The organism is Mannheimia massilioguelmaensis, from assembly GCF_000940515.1.
In the GTDB taxonomy this organism is placed as follows: Bacteria; Pseudomonadota; Gammaproteobacteria; order Enterobacterales; family Pasteurellaceae; genus Basfia; species Basfia bettyae.
In genome coordinates this window covers 1-14,328 of sequence record NZ_CDQL01000005.1, presented here as the reverse complement: position 1 = coordinate 14,328, position 14,328 = coordinate 1, and the positions used below count along the sequence as shown (strand labels likewise).

Annotated in this window: 13 protein-coding genes and 2 rRNA genes; 2 read left to right on the top strand and 13 right to left on the bottom strand. The window is 37.1% G+C overall.

Features of this window, described 5'->3' with window-relative positions; all coding sequences use genetic code 11:
- Positions 1-69: 69 nt before the first annotated feature.
- The 8 genes from rimO to BN1226_RS03145 form a co-directional block, all read right to left on the bottom strand.
- The gene (gene rimO, locus BN1226_RS03180; RefSeq protein ID WP_044469964.1) at positions 70-1,404 is read right to left on the bottom strand and encodes a 30S ribosomal protein S12 methylthiotransferase RimO; all 1,335 of its coding nucleotides are present in this window, start codon (positions 1,402-1,404) and stop codon (positions 70-72) included.
- Between the two features lie 219 nt (positions 1,405-1,623).
- Positions 1,624-2,262 carry a peptidylprolyl isomerase gene (gene slyD / locus BN1226_RS03175; RefSeq protein ID WP_044469963.1) on the bottom strand — a complete coding sequence of 213 codons (639 nt, stop codon included), beginning with the start codon at positions 2,260-2,262 and terminating at the stop codon, positions 1,624-1,626.
- 101 nt (positions 2,263-2,363) lie between these two features.
- Positions 2,364-3,080 (bottom strand): SIMPL domain-containing protein, encoded by a 717-nt coding sequence (locus BN1226_RS03170; protein ID WP_044469962.1) that lies wholly within the window; start codon positions 3,078-3,080, stop codon positions 2,364-2,366.
- Positions 3,081-3,128: 48 nt separating this feature from the next.
- Positions 3,129-3,563: a ribonuclease E inhibitor RraB gene (gene rraB / locus BN1226_RS03165; RefSeq protein ID WP_005761113.1), complete on the bottom strand. Its 435-nt coding sequence runs from the start codon at positions 3,561-3,563 to the stop codon at positions 3,129-3,131.
- A 92-nt stretch (positions 3,564-3,655) separates the two neighbouring features.
- On the bottom strand, positions 3,656-4,039 hold the full coding sequence (gene mscL, locus BN1226_RS03160; protein WP_005761154.1) for a large-conductance mechanosensitive channel protein MscL: 384 nt from the start codon (positions 4,037-4,039) through the stop codon (positions 3,656-3,658).
- 73 nt (positions 4,040-4,112) lie between these two features.
- Entirely contained in the window at positions 4,113-5,489 is a 1,377-nt protein-coding gene (trkA, locus tag BN1226_RS03155; protein WP_005761121.1) for a Trk system potassium transporter TrkA, read from the bottom strand.
- Positions 5,490-5,500: 11 nt separating this feature from the next.
- Positions 5,501-6,304, bottom strand: a complete 804-nt coding sequence (locus BN1226_RS03150) for a glycosyltransferase family 2 protein (RefSeq protein ID WP_044469961.1) — start codon at positions 6,302-6,304, stop codon at positions 5,501-5,503.
- A 20-nt stretch (positions 6,305-6,324) separates the two neighbouring features.
- Positions 6,325-6,894 carry an anthranilate synthase component II gene (locus BN1226_RS03145; protein WP_005761141.1) on the bottom strand — a complete coding sequence of 190 codons (570 nt, stop codon included), beginning with the start codon at positions 6,892-6,894 and terminating at the stop codon, positions 6,325-6,327.
- 87 nt (positions 6,895-6,981) lie between these two features.
- On the opposite strand from BN1226_RS03145, the gene BN1226_RS03140 reads away from it, so the two are divergent.
- A complete protein-coding gene (locus tag BN1226_RS03140) occupies positions 6,982-7,962 on the top strand; it encodes an aminodeoxychorismate synthase component I (protein WP_044469960.1) in 981 nt (326 codons plus the stop codon).
- Positions 7,962-8,546, top strand: a complete 585-nt coding sequence (locus tag BN1226_RS03135) for an aminotransferase class IV family protein (RefSeq protein WP_082041901.1) — start codon at positions 7,962-7,964, stop codon at positions 8,544-8,546. The genes BN1226_RS03140 and BN1226_RS03135 overlap by 1 nt, the downstream gene beginning before the upstream one ends.
- Positions 8,547-8,599: 53 nt before the next feature.
- On the opposite strand, the gene BN1226_RS10960 is transcribed toward BN1226_RS03135, so the two are convergent.
- The 5 genes from BN1226_RS10960 to BN1226_RS03110 all read right to left on the bottom strand — a co-directional run bounded on the left by BN1226_RS10960 (position 8,600) and on the right by BN1226_RS03110 (position 14,188).
- A complete protein-coding gene (locus tag BN1226_RS10960; RefSeq protein WP_082041900.1) occupies positions 8,600-8,845 on the bottom strand; it encodes an IS3 family transposase in 246 nt (81 codons plus the stop codon).
- 736 nt (positions 8,846-9,581) lie between these two features.
- Positions 9,582-10,235 carry a TfoX/Sxy family DNA transformation protein gene (locus tag BN1226_RS03125; protein WP_044469958.1) on the bottom strand — a complete coding sequence of 218 codons (654 nt, stop codon included), beginning with the start codon at positions 10,233-10,235 and terminating at the stop codon, positions 9,582-9,584.
- Between the two features lie 307 nt (positions 10,236-10,542).
- Positions 10,543-10,854, bottom strand: coding sequence for an IS200/IS605 family transposase (locus tag BN1226_RS03120; protein WP_044469957.1), 312 nt, complete (start codon positions 10,852-10,854; stop codon positions 10,543-10,545).
- A gap of 200 nt (positions 10,855-11,054) precedes the next feature.
- A 5S ribosomal RNA gene (gene rrf, locus BN1226_RS03115) occupies positions 11,055-11,170 on the bottom strand.
- Positions 11,171-11,288: 118 nt separating this feature from the next.
- Positions 11,289-14,188 (bottom strand): 23S ribosomal RNA (locus tag BN1226_RS03110).
- Positions 14,189-14,328 lie beyond the last annotated feature (140 nt).

The window sequence follows — 14,328 nt, the reverse complement described above, 5'->3', positions numbered from 1 at the left end:
TATCCTCTTAATATAAGAGGATATTTTTATTTAATAGCTTGTTCACAATAAATCAGCTATATAAGCTAACTAACATGTTGCCCATAGATCATATTCATCCGCTTGAGTAATGGTTACTGAAATAATATCCCCCACCTTAACGCCGATTTGGCTTATGTTATCTATATAAACAACACCATCAATTTCTGGAGCATCTGCCATAGAACGACCTATCATCCCTTGATCATCAATTTCATCAATAATCACTGATAATGTTTTACCAATTTTTTGTTGCAAGCGAGTTGCTGAAATTTGTTGTTGAAGTTCCATAAAACGCTGGAATCGCTCTTCTTTTACATCCTCTGGTACTTGATCTGCCATATCTGTTGCTTTAGCGCCTTCTACAGGACTAAATTTAAAACAACCCACACGATCTAATTGTGCCTCTTTTAAAAAGTCGAGAAGAATTTGGAAATCTTCTTCTGTTTCCCCTGGAAATCCAACAATAAATGTAGAACGTAATGTTAACTCTGGACAAATTTCACGCCATTTTTTAATACGTTCAAGTACTCGTTCAACAGAACCTGGACGTTTCATTGCCTTTAAAATTTTCGGGCTAGCATGTTGAAGCGGTATATCTAAATAAGGCAGAATTTTGCCTGCTACCATCAGCGGAATTAAGTCATCTACGTGAGGATAGGGATACACATAATGTAAACGAACCCAAACCCCTAAAGTACTTAATTGCTGGCATAATGCCATTAAATTATTTTTAATCGGTGCACCATTCCAGAATACGGTTTTATTTTGTGCTTCTTTTGACTGATCTAATGCATATGCTGAAGTATCTTGAGAAACGACTAAAATTTCTTTTACACCTGAATCAGCTAAGCGTTTTGCTTCATCTAATACTTGTGTAATTGGGCGACTATCCAGTTCTCCACGTAATGAAGGAATGATACAGAATGTACAATGATGATCACAACCTTCAGAGATCTTTAAATACGCATAATGCTTTGGCGTTAACTTAATACCTTGAGCTGGAACTAAGCTAATATAAGGATTGCGTTCTGGGCGAGGAACATATTTATGTACATGTTCCATTACCGCTTCGTAGCTATGTGGGCCTGTAATCTCCAATACTTTTGGATGCACTTCTCGAATTTGATTTTCCTTAGCACCCAAACAACCTGTAACGATAACTTTGCCATTTTCTTCAAGCGCTTCACCGATAGCTTCTAATGACTCTTGTACTGCACTATCAATAAACCCACAAGTATTAACAATAACTAAATCCGCATTTTCATAAGTGGGTATAATATTATATCCATCAGTACGTAACTCCGTTAAAATGCGTTCTGAATCCACTAAATTTTTTGGACATCCCAAACTAACAAAACCAATATTTGGTGCTGAAAAACTCATAAAATTATCTCGAAATAAAATTTTTATTAGAGTGGTACTTTCCACCCACCCCAATCATAGATTGCTACCATTGTATAAAAATCATACTGCAAACATGATAGATTAAAATTAAAACTATGCAAAGTTTTGCAGATAAAAAGACCGCACTTTACATAATTCAAAGTGCGGTACTTTTTATGTCAATTTAAGTAAGATTTCGCGCTAAATAGCGACTCTTTCCTAGTGTTCGTGACCGTGTCCACCACATCCACAACCGCCATGTCCGTGATGATGATTATGGTCATGGTCGTGATCATGGCTATGTCCGCCACATCCACAACCACCATGTCCGTGATCGTGGACATGATCATGTCCACCGCATCCACAACCACCTTCATGATGATGGTGATGATCACCTGAATGAATGTGACCATGAGCGATCTCTTCTGGTGTTGCTTCACGAGCAGAAACCACTTCTACGGTAAATAATAATTCTTGACCAGCTAACATATGGTTGCCATCAACAACGACTTCATCATCAGAGACTTCAGTAATCACTACAGGCAATGGACCCATATCTGTATCAGCAATAAAACGCATACCCACTTCTAAATCATCAACGCCAACAAATACATTTTTTGGTACACGTTGAACCATATTTTCATTATATTCGCCATAACCTTCTTCAGGTTTCACACGCACTTCAAATTTATCACCAACTGATTTACCTTCTAATGCGTTTTCTAAGCCAATAACTAAATTGTTGTGACCTTGTAAATATTCTAATGGTTGATTTGCGGGTGCTTCATCAACTAATACTCCATCTTCTGTACGAACTTGATAAGCAATGCCTACAACAATATTCTTAGCAACTTTCATTTTGACCTCATATTTATGGTTAAAAATTTTCCACGTATTGTATAGGATTTATCATAGCCTGTCATTGAAAAGACAGCCTGTTTATATACAAATACCTAAAATTATTCTTTAATTAATTGAATCTTACCTTCCACAACGGCTTTAATTAAAGTTTTTCCACTTTCTAATTGAACAGGCTCCGACTCAGGCGCGGCTGTAGCCATTCTCATGCTCATCATATTCGCCCCATAGGGTGCATGATAACGATCATCCACATTAGCAACGTTCATCTCTACAATATGATAACTTTTTGCTTGCAAAGATTGTTGGATTAATTCTGCTTTATGCTGGAATTTAGTTAATGCAAGTTTTACCATTTCATCTTCTAAATCAGCTAATGCTTCCTTGGATAAAATTGCATTAATATGATTAATTGCTAGAAAATCAGATACCTCATCTATTAATTGTGACAACTGATCAAAATCTTTACTTTGAACGACTAATTCTGCAGTTTCAACCCAACCATTTTTCTGACTTTTATCGTTATAATGTACTTGTGTTTGGCGATTATTACTTCGAATCTCAATATTATTTTTTTTCTTAATTAAGGCTAATGCTTTATTTAATTTTTCAGCCACCTGTATATTCAGATCTTTTAAACTCTTACCCTCTTCATGTAAATAGAAAGAAACTTGCAATACATCTCTTGTGACTTCTTTTTCTACTTCAGCAGAAAAGCTGATGACATCTTTTAAATTATTATCAATTTGATTATTGGTTTCTGCAAAACAAGCAACAGACACAAATAAACATGACCATATTAGTAATTTAGATTTCATATAAAACTCCTTAAAAAAGAACCGCACTTTTCAGTGCGGTAAAATAAATTAATGGATTTTATGATCGTCTTCCTCGTAGAAGTCATCTTCCTCATTGAAGAATTCTCCATCATCACCATATTCATCCTCTTCAGCATTAGGATCTTCAAAATAGGTTCCCCAACCATCATAAAGCCCACCTTGTTTCTCTAAAATAGGTAGAATTTCTTTTTGCTGTAAATCGATAATTTCAGGTTTTAATGCAACTTCACTAATAATATCAAAACAATAAATAACTTTACCATTATCGTCTTCAAACTCTTCAGCTTCTGATACTTCATATCCCGCTTTAAAGGCATCAACAGCAATTTTTTCCAATTTATCAAAGTCATAATGCGCTACATGATGTTCAATAATATAAAGCGCCTCAGGATCACTCCCATCATTTAATAAATCAGTAATAATTTCTCTGGTTTCAGCTTGTAGTGCTTGCAAATCAGTCATCTTGATATCCTTATTAAGCTTAGCAAATGAGTGAAGAAATAAACAAAAAATCCTCACAATTATTGAGAAGATTTTTTATTCAATAGATGTGATTATTTTTTCAATAAATCACGAATTTCAGTAAGTAGCTCTTCAGATGTAGGCCCTTTCACTACTTCAGCTGGTTTTTTCACCTTATTAATCGCTTTCACCATCATAAAGATCGCAAATGCAATAATAATAAAATCAAAAATATTTTGAATGAATAAACCGTAATTTAATGTTACTGCTGGGGTTTCTCCTACAGCTTCCGCTAATACAATTTTTAAATCTTTAAAATCTACACCACCAGTTAATACACCTAGTACTGGCATAACAATGTCAGCAACTAATGAACTAACAATTTTACCAAATGCACCACCGATGATCACACCGACAGCCATATCAACAACATTTCCGCGCATTGCAAATTCACGGAATTCTTTCATAAAGCTCATAAGATTCTCCTAAGTTAGATTATGTATAAAAGACAGCGTATTATAGTAATTCTATGTTATTTGTATAGCATTTTTAGATGAAAAATGCACTAGGTTGGAACATTTTTTCAACATCAGACACATATTTCTTATCACTAATATAAATAACAACATGATCTTCTTCTTGTAAAATAAGGTTTTTACTTGCAATAATAACTTCATTATCACGTAACAAAGCACCAACCATTACCCCCTGAGGTAATTTTAACTCGCCAAGTTTACGCCCAACAACATTAGATGTAGTTGTATCTCCATGTATGACAAGCTCTAATGCTTCTGCTTGACCATGTCGTAAGGAGACTACATTTTTGACATCACCTTTGCGAACATGACTTAACAACGCGGAGATAGTCGCTTGTTGAGGAGAAACGGCAATATCAATTGTCCCACCTTGAATTAAATTAATATAGGCCATACGCTGAATAAGCACCATTGCTTTTTTTGCGCCAAGACGTTTTGCTAATAGTGCTGACATAATATTTGCCTCATCATCACTAGTGAGAGAAATAAATACATCAATATTCTCAATATGTTCTTCAAATAATAAAGATTGATCAGAAGCATCTCCCTGAAAAACCAGGGTATGGGATAATTTTTCAGTTAAAGCTTTGGCTTTTTCTGCATTTCTCTCTATTAATTTAACACTACAGGTTTCTTCTAGATATTTCGCCACCCCAGCACCAATATTACCACCACCAACAATCATAATCCGTTTATAAGGTTTATCTAATCTCTGTATTTCACTCATAAAGGCTTTTGTATTAACTGTTTCGGTAATAAATGTGACTTCATCACCTGCTTCAATAATGGTTGATCCTTGTGGACGAATTTGTGTATCTTGGCGAAGTATAGAGACAATTCTACAGCCAATATGTGGCAAATGTTCTTTTAAAGTAGAAATAGAATAACCTACCAATGGTCCCCCATAATAGGCTTTCAATACGACTAAACTAATGCGTTTATCTGCAAAATAGGAAATTTGTAACGCTCCAGGATAATCAATCAAACGAATAATTTCATCAGTGACAAGTATCTCAGGTGAAATAATATGATCAATAGGAATCATATTATGATGAAATAATTTATCTTTTTCTCGTAAATATTCTGAATTTCGAATACGTGCAATTTTCGTTGGAGTATGAAATAACGTATACGCCATTTGGCAAGCCACCATATTAACTTCATCAGAACTCGTTACTGCCACTAATAAATCAACATCAGTTGCCCCCGCCTCACGTAACACACGTGGTGATGATGCAGGGCCATTTACCACTCGTAAGTCATGCTTTTGTTGAATATCCTCTAACAGTTCTAATTCACTATCAACCAACGTGATATCGTTATCTTCACTAACGAGGTTTTCTGCAAGCGTTAAGCCAACTTGTCCTGCACCAAGGATAATAATTTTCACAATTTTTCCTTCTAATTACGTTCAATAACCAGAGATTGGATACCAACATTCTCTGTAGATAATACTAATTTTAACTGATTTATTTGCTGACAGATATGATCTGTCACCGAATTTGCTTGTACTATTTTCTCAGCTGTAACTTCTTGAGGAACTTTATTAAACAAAATAGCATCTAGTAATCGTTCCGCATGCATACCTTCACGACAATAATGCAATACACCAACCTCATCAAAAGCTGTCGCAACCAAACTCATTTTTGTGGTTGCAATACCTAATGCCCCATCTTCCCCTCCAAGCTCTTTAAATAATTGATGTTGAGGGAAACCGCCGCAGGCTAAAAAAAATGCACGATTAAATACAATATTTCCACCACAAGTCATACGCATATGCTGCCAGGCAAAATCAAAATTTTCATGTTGACTATAACGCTCAGCAATACCTACAGGTTTCAAAGCTAATCGTACAACAGCCACTTCAGGACGAAAATGAAAAATTGCATCTGCCACTTCTAATGCATTATTTTCATAAGCATCGTCTGCATCCAAAAAAGCAATATAATCTGCTTCACTTTGTAATGCTCCCCAATTACGCGCTTTAGCAACACCTGAATTTTTAGGCATTCTTTCTACTTGAATGAATTCAGAATATTGAGCAGCTAATTGTGTAGCCAACATATAAGTTTGGTCTGTGGATACATCATCAATCAACCACAACTTACCTAAACCTGGCTGATTTAATACAGACATCACTGCTCTTTCTAAAGTTTCTACAACATTGTAACAAGGAATAATGACATCAATTTTGGCAAAACTCATTATGTGCTATCTTTCCTCTTTTATCCATTAAACCAATTTGTAAGTAATTGCTCACCATATTCTGAAATATAAGATTCAGGATGAAATTGTACCCCATAAATTGGTAAAGTTTTATGTTGAAATGCCATAATCACGCCATCATGGCATTCTGCAGTAATTTTTAATTGCTCAGGAAACTCATATTTATCCACTGCCCAAGAATGATATAACCCTACTTTAAATTGCTTAGGTAAACCAGAAAAAATACCAGAATTACACCGCACTTTTAAATTACCAGAGACCCCGTGTCTCACTTCGGCTAAATTATATAAATGTGCACCAAAAAACTGACATAAGGTTTGATGGCCTAAACATACACCTAATATAGATTTACATTGATGGTAACGTGCTAAACAAGCAAATAATTGAGGGTAAGCCTCTGGCACATCAGGGCCTGGAGAGATTAATATATGACTAAAAGCATCAACCTCATCTAAATTTAGTAATTCAACATTGACTATTTCCATTGGAATACATAATCTTCGTAACAAATCCACTAAATTATAGGTAAAAGAGTCATGATTATTTATAATTAATAAACGTTTTTCCATAAAAATCTCAAATCAACAATACTTTAGCTAAGTATAAAATAACAATTGTTGCGTTACTTTAATATTTTATGACTTACACTTAAAAAAATGAATTTTAATCAATTTATTCAACAAGCAAATCAATTTGGGAAACAACATATCCCCTTTTTCTTTCTAATTGATTTTGAACAACAAAAACCTATCCTCTGCCCCATAGAAAGTGCGGTTGAAAATGGCATATTTTTTGATTTCCAAGGGCTAAAAAATTTTCATACTGACAGTAAAGTATTTACAGATAAAATGACATTGCAAAGCTTCCCTATCAGTTTTAATGAATATCAACAAGGTTTCAAGCTGGTAAAACAACAACTACAAAAAGGAAACTCTTATTTACTCAATCTGACCTATCCAACAGAAATTAAAATTAACGGGAATCTGGAACAACTATTTTATCTCACGCAAGCACCTTATAAACTATGGCTAAAAGATCAGTTTTTATGTTTTTCGCCTGAACCCTTTATTAAAATTGAAAATAATCAAATTTTCACTTATCCCATGAAAGGAACGATTAATGCTTGTATTAAGAATGCAAAAGAAAAATTATTAAATAATCCTAAAGAACAGAAAGAACATTATACTATCGTAGATTTAATGCGTAATGATCTCGCTATCGTTGCACAAAATATTCAGGTTAAAAAATTTCGTTACATTGATAAAATTCAAACGAATAGAAGCAGTATCTTGCAGACAAGTTCTGAAATTGTTGGAGATCTTCCGATAAATTGGCAAGAAAATATAGGAACCATTCTCAGTAAATTACTTCCCGCAGGTTCTATTAGTGGGGCACCTAAACAAAAAACCGTTGAAATTATTAAACAAGCTGAAAAACAAAATCGTGGCTATTATACAGGCATTTTTGGTATCTTTAATGGAAATACATTACGAAGTGCGGTGGCAATTCGATTTATTGAGCAACAAAAAAATAAGCTTTACTTTCATAGCGGTGGGGGTATAACTAGCCAAAGTAATGCTGAAGATGAATACCAAGAATTACTTGAAAAAGTTTATTTACCAATAAGTGAAATATAATGCAATATCCGTTATTTGAAACCATCGCTATTGAACAAGGAAAGATTCAAAATATCCAATTACATCAAATGAGATATGAACATTCCTTGTCTTTATACTATGCAAATCGAGCTTATCACATTTTTGATCTTGGAAAAATTTTACAAAAATCGACCGCACTTTTAGCCTTACAAAGTCAACACAATCTGATTCGTTGTCGTATAAATTACAATTATGATAGTTATCAAATTCAATGTTTTCCTTATATGAGAAAGCATTATCATCATTTCCAACCTATCATAGGTGATAACATTGACTACCCATTAAAATATACCGATCGACATATATTCGATAATTTACTAAAACAAAAAAATAATTGTGATGAAATTATAATTATTAAAAACGGTTTTGTAACTGATTGTTCTATAGGAAATCTTATTTTTAAAAAAGATGAGCAATGGTTCACACCTGACACACCACTATTAATTGGTACTCAAAGAACAAAACTATTATCAGAGAAAAAAATCAAAGAAAGAAGAATTAGATTGGAAGATATTGGGGATTTTGAAGAAATCAGAATTATTAATGCGATGAATCCATTATAAATCAAAAAGGCTCAGTGCTTTTAATTTCAATTAAATATGCACACATCAGGAACCTATTTCTGATTTGTCACCGTGGAGTGGAAATCCCGTTGCAGCCTATTGTCTACAATTTTACCAACCTCACCTTGATACGAACGATATCGTCTCCGTTTGCATTTTCCTTTTAAATCCAGCTGTTGCATTATCCTTTTTACTTTTTTTTGGTTAATTATCTCACTTTTCCTCAACATGAGGGTGATGCAACGATAACCATAATTTCCCTGATTTTTGGGATAAATTGCTACTACTTTCTGTAAAATATCTGCATTTTATCTACTTTCTCTGCCTGATGATAAAAGAATGAGCTGCCTTTTAAGGTTGTTAGTTGCAACAACAGTTTAAGCGAGAATTAAGTTAGTAGCGATTTTACGAGATTGTTTTTTTTGCATTTTTGCTTGGTTAAGCGCCTGCAATTTTTTTAAGAGGGCATTCTCCGCATTCCAGTTCTAAAATACGATAACGAAAATGTTCTTCTTCTGTTTTTTGGGACCGGTGACCTTTTCAATTATTTCGGTTTCATTGACATGACGACCTTTGAGTTTAAGAAATAAACTGGTTATAGCTTGTTTCTCAAAAGCTTGCAAGCATTGGCGGATAATACATGAATTGGCGATACCAAAATAAAAGCAGGCACGGCTTGCAATACATTGTCCATTTTTGATTGCTTATATCACGGATAATTTGAATTAGGGCGAATAGGTTTGTTTTCTACCAAGCACAAATAAGGCATCCAAACCATTATGATTATATAGGCTAATCCGGCGTTTTAGTGAGGTTTCTGAAAGTTGAATATACTGACGAGTGAATGACTGATTTTTCCCACGTGGAAGATAAAATTCTATCACCTGTTGTTTCAAGGATTAGTTGTATTTAGTTATAAAAAATCTGCACCTTAATTTGTTGGTTGTTTAGTCCAACTTTTAGGATGCAGATCAATTCTCTAAAACACTGATATTAGCCCTTCAAGTTTACTAACTTCTTGATAATTAATCTTAATTAGAGCAAATATTCACTTTTGATTTCTTTATAGCCTGCCTCTACTAGCATTTTATTGAGAATGAGTAATGCTTGTTTTCTTTCTGCATGAGTTAACAAGCTAACATGCTTATTTTGCAGAGCAGCTAATAATAGCCAAAACAATTCAATATTAATTGGAATACCTTTTTGTTTGAGTTGGATAAAACATTTAAATGGGCCAACCTCTTTAAAAGTTTTAACATCATAAATATCTATTTTAGCTAATAAACGTTCATGCTTAATTGATAAATTAGGTAATTCCTTAATTCGCTCTTTGCGTGCCAATTCAGCATCTAACTTTTTTTGCTGAATTTGTTTAACTGAAGCAATGACTAAACGCTTATAAACATTCTCATCCTTAGTCACAGATATTGGCAATTCATAATAATTTGCAATAGCGAGATCTGAAGATTTTGCGGTGGTTGTCCATGAAACAGCCCCCATATTCTCAAACACCTCAGCTAACTTATGCTCACCTTTTAAATAAAATTGTCCTTTACTATAAATGCCAAACATTAAATCTTGATAGAATAATCCATATCCCATAAAGAGGTGCCTAGCAGTTACCTCACCACCTAAAAACTCACCAAGACGTTTTCTAATTTCATAAGTATCTTGATTTGTCAGTGTCATGATTCCTTTCTCCTATAAAACTAACTATCCTTTGTTATTAATTAATTCATATGATAAATATATACATTTATTATAATAAAATTAAATTAGTTAATATATTTTTGCGAGTTAGATCGCAAAAACTTAATTAACTTGAAGAAAAATTAAAAAGATCACTTAAGAAAGTATCACTTACAAGTCACTAAATATATAAAAATTTCCATAAATAAAATATATTAGCTAATAAAATTTTCCCTATTTCATCTTTTTAATAGCAATCCTCCGTGAAATCGGCGGTTTTTAGGCTACCCTATAAAGAGCTAGGACTTCACATCTCCCTTAAAATAGACCACATATTCTTTTTCCTGATATATTCGTCTACCAAACCCACTGTACTCACGTAATAGCCTTTTGTCCAAAAATTCCGGTTTGCATCCTTATATTTCAAATTCGCATGCTTTTCAAATATCATAAGCGAAGATTTTCCCTTTAAATATCCCATAAAGCTTGATATCGCCTTATCTACTCGCAATTTGCCATAAATCACTTTCCTAAGATATTTGGGAATAAACACAATATGATACTTACAGTTTGATCTCATATGCGATAGACTTGCATCGTCATTGGATTTACTTACCATGACTGTCCTCCTATATGTTGAATTTTGGTTGTCAGCCTTATTCATTATAGGAGGACTTTTTATTTCTACCCAACGCTTAAGCTCTTTGATTCCATACGCAAAGCGTATGGTTTTTATAGCTCAACTTTTTGTCTAACTATAAACAAAAAAACCGTTAATCCCTCGATTAACGGTTTCCTTCGGCTATTTGCCTAATTATGACCTGGCGGTGACCTACTCTCACATGGGGATCCCCCACACTACCATCGGCGTTTCGGCGTTTCACTTCTGAGTTCGGCATGGGGTCAGGTGGGACCACCGCACTTTCGCCGCCAAGATTATCCTTCTATTCTTATCTCTATTCCTTATTAGTCTACACTTCGTCTACACTAATCATCCTTCATCTAAATAAAAAACAAGCCTTCCACTTCATAAAAAAAACACTTGAGCGTTGTATGGCTAAGCCTCTCGGGCAATTAGTATCTGTTAGCTCAATGGCTCACACCACTTACACATCAGACCTATCTACGTCGTCGTCTTCAACAACCCTTACTAGTTTATACTAGGGAGAACTCATCTTAAGGCAAGTTTCGTGCTTAGATGCTTTCAGCACTTATCTCTCCCGCATTTAGCTACCCAGCAATGCCTCTGGCGAGACAACTGGAACACCAGTGATGCGTCCACTCCGGTCCTCTCGTACTAGGAGCAGCCCCTTTCAATTCTCCAACGCCCACGGCAGATAGGGACCAAACTGTCTCACGACGTTTTAAACCCAGCTCGCGTACCACTTTAAATGGCGAACAGCCATACCCTTGGGACCTACTTCAGCCCCAGGATGTGATGAGCCGACATCGAGGTGCCAAACACCGCCGTCGATATGAACTCTTGGGCGGTATCAGCCTGTTATCCCCGGAGTACCTTTTATCCGTTGAGCGATGGCCCTTCCATTCAGAACCACCGGATCACTATGACCTGCTTTCGCACCTGCTCGACTTGTCTGTCTCGCAGTTAAGCTTGCTTATACCATTGCACTAACCTCACGATGTCCGACCGTGATTAGCAAACCTTCGTGCTCCTCCGTTACTCTTTGGGAGGAGACCGCCCCAGTCAAACTACCCACCAGACACTGTCCGAGTACTCGTTCCGAATACTTCGTTAGAACATCAAACGTTAAAGGGTGGTATTTCAAGGTCGACTCCACAATCACTGGCGTGACCGCTTCTAAGTCTCCCACCTATCCTACACATCAAAATTCAATGTTCAGTGTCAAGCTATAGTAAAGGTTCACGGGGTCTTTCCGTCTAGCCGCGGGTACACCGCATCTTCACGGCGATTTCAATTTCACTGAGTCTCGGGTGGAGACAGCCTGGCCATCATTATGCCATTCGTGCAGGTCGGAACTTACCCGACAAGGAATTTCGCTACCTTAGGACCGTTATAGTTACGGCCGCCGTTTACTGGGGCTTCGATCAGGAGCTTCTCTTGCGATAACTCCATCAATTAACCTTCCAGCACCGGGCAGGCATCACACCCTATACGTCCACTTTCGTGTTTGCAGAGTGCTGTGTTTTTAATAAACAGTTGCAGCCAGCTGGTATCTTCGACCGGTTCAACCTTCATCCGCGAGGGATTACAATCTACGCCGGCGCACCTTCTCCCGAAGTTACGGTGCTATTTTGCCTAGTTCCTTCACCCGAGTTCTCTCAAGCGCCTGAGTATTCTCTACCTGACCACCTGTGTCGGTTTATAGTACGGTTTAGTGTAACCTACAGCTTAGTGGCTTTTCCTGGAAGCGTGGTATCAGTTACTTCAGCACCGTGGTGCCTCGTCATCATCTCTCAGTGTTTATAGTGAACCGGATTTGCCTAATTCACCCACCTACTAACTTAAACAGGGATTTCCAACACCCTGATAACCTAACCTTCTCCGTCCCCACATCGCAATTACACCAAGTACGGGAATATTAACCCGTTTCCCATCGACTACGCTCTTCAGCCTCGCCTTAGGGGCCGACTCACCCTGCCCCGATTAACGTTGGACAGGAACCCTTGGTCTTCCGGCGAACGAGTTTTTCACTCGTTTTATCGTTACTTATGTCAGCATTCGCACTTGTGATACGTCCAGCAAGCCTCTCAACTCACCTTCTTCCGCTTACACAACGCTCCCCTACCCAACAGTCTTACGACTGATGCCGCAGCTTCGGTGCTATGTTTGAGCCCCGTTACATCTTCCGCGCAGGCCGACTCGACTAGTGAGCTATTACGCTTTCTTTAAATGATGGCTGCTTCTAAGCCAACATCCTAGCTGTCTAAGCCTTCCCACTTCGTTTCCCACTTAACATAAACTTTGGGACCTTAGCTGGCGGTCTGGGTTGTTTCCCTCTCCACGACGAACGTTAGCACCCGCCGTGTGTCTCCTGAGTATCACTCTTCGGTATTCGTAGTTTGCATCGGGTTGGTAATCCGGGATGGACCCCTAGCCGAAACAGTGCTCTACCCCCGAAGGTGTCCGCTCAAGGCTCTACCTAAATAGATTTCGGGGAGAACCAGCTATCTCCCGGTTTGATTGGCCTTTCACCCCCAGCCACAGGTCATCCGCTAATTTTTCAACATTAGTCGGTTCGGTCCTCCAGTTAGTGTTACCCAACCTTCAACCTGCCCATGGCTAGATCACCGGGTTTCGGGTCTATATCATGCAACTCTTCGCCCAGTTAAGACTCGGTTTCCCTTCGGCTCCCTTATTCAGTTAACCTCGCTACATAATATAAGTCGCTGACCCATTATACAAAAGGTACGCAGTCACAGAATTATTCCGCTCCCACTGCTTGTACGCACAAGGTTTCAGGTTCTATTTCACTCCCCTCACCGGGGTTCTTTTCGCCTTTCCTTCACAGTACTGGTTCACTATCGGTCAATCAGGAGTATTTAGCCTTGGAGGATGGTCCCCCCTTCTTCAAACAGGATTTCTCGTGTCCCGCCCTACTTCTCGTTAGCTTAGTACCATTATTCTGCCTTCGGATACGGGATTATCACCCTCTACGATTCTGCTTCCCAGCACATTCTCCTAACATAATAACTATTACTAACTGGCTCCTCCGCTTTCGCTCGCCGCTACTCACAGAATCTCGGTTGATTTCTTTTCCTCGGGGTACTTAGATGTTTCAGTTCTCCCGGTTTGCCTTTATTACCTATGGATTCAGTAATAAATAGTAGATTCTTCATCTACTGGGTTTCCCCATTCGGATATCTTGGATTATTCGCTTCTTATCAACTCATCCAAGCTTTTCGCAGATTTGCACGTCCTTCTTCGCCTCTGATTGCCAAGGCATCCACCTTGTGCGCTTCGTCACTTAACCATACAACCTCAAGTATTCTTTTTGCAAAGCTTTCCTTTTGTTGTACGCTTCGTTAAACAACTCAACAATTAACTGCCTTTTCTCAGTTAATCGCGTTTTTTTACTCAGACTTTTTCATAGTAGTACGCTCTTTCGATTTG

What these genes read in the sequence shown, in the direction of transcription:
- rimO (WP_044469964.1), bottom strand. Translation starts at nt 1,404, where the DNA reads ATGAGTTTTTCAGCACCAAATATTGGTTTTGTTAGTTTGGGATGTCCA.
- slyD (WP_044469963.1), bottom strand. Translation starts at nt 2,262, where the DNA reads ATGAAAGTTGCTAAGAATATTGTTGTAGGCATTGCTTATCAAGTTCGT.
- BN1226_RS03170 (WP_044469962.1), bottom strand. Translation starts at nt 3,080, where the DNA reads ATGAAATCTAAATTACTAATATGGTCATGTTTATTTGTGTCTGTTGCT.
- rraB (WP_005761113.1), bottom strand. Translation starts at nt 3,563, where the DNA reads ATGACTGATTTGCAAGCACTACAAGCTGAAACCAGAGAAATTATTACT.
- mscL (WP_005761154.1), bottom strand. Translation starts at nt 4,039, where the DNA reads ATGAGCTTTATGAAAGAATTCCGTGAATTTGCAATGCGCGGAAATGTT.
- BN1226_RS03150 (WP_044469961.1), bottom strand. Translation starts at nt 6,304, where the DNA reads ATGAGTTTTGCCAAAATTGATGTCATTATTCCTTGTTACAATGTTGTA.
- BN1226_RS03145 (WP_005761141.1), bottom strand. Translation starts at nt 6,894, where the DNA reads ATGGAAAAACGTTTATTAATTATAAATAATCATGACTCTTTTACCTAT.
- BN1226_RS03140 (WP_044469960.1), top strand. Translation starts at nt 6,982, where the DNA reads ATGAATTTTAATCAATTTATTCAACAAGCAAATCAATTTGGGAAACAA.
- BN1226_RS03135 (WP_082041901.1), top strand. Translation starts at nt 7,962, where the DNA reads ATGCAATATCCGTTATTTGAAACCATCGCTATTGAACAAGGAAAGATT.
- BN1226_RS03125 (WP_044469958.1), bottom strand. Translation starts at nt 10,235, where the DNA reads ATGACACTGACAAATCAAGATACTTATGAAATTAGAAAACGTCTTGGT.
- BN1226_RS03120 (WP_044469957.1), bottom strand. Translation starts at nt 10,854, where the DNA reads ATGGTAAGTAAATCCAATGACGATGCAAGTCTATCGCATATGAGATCA.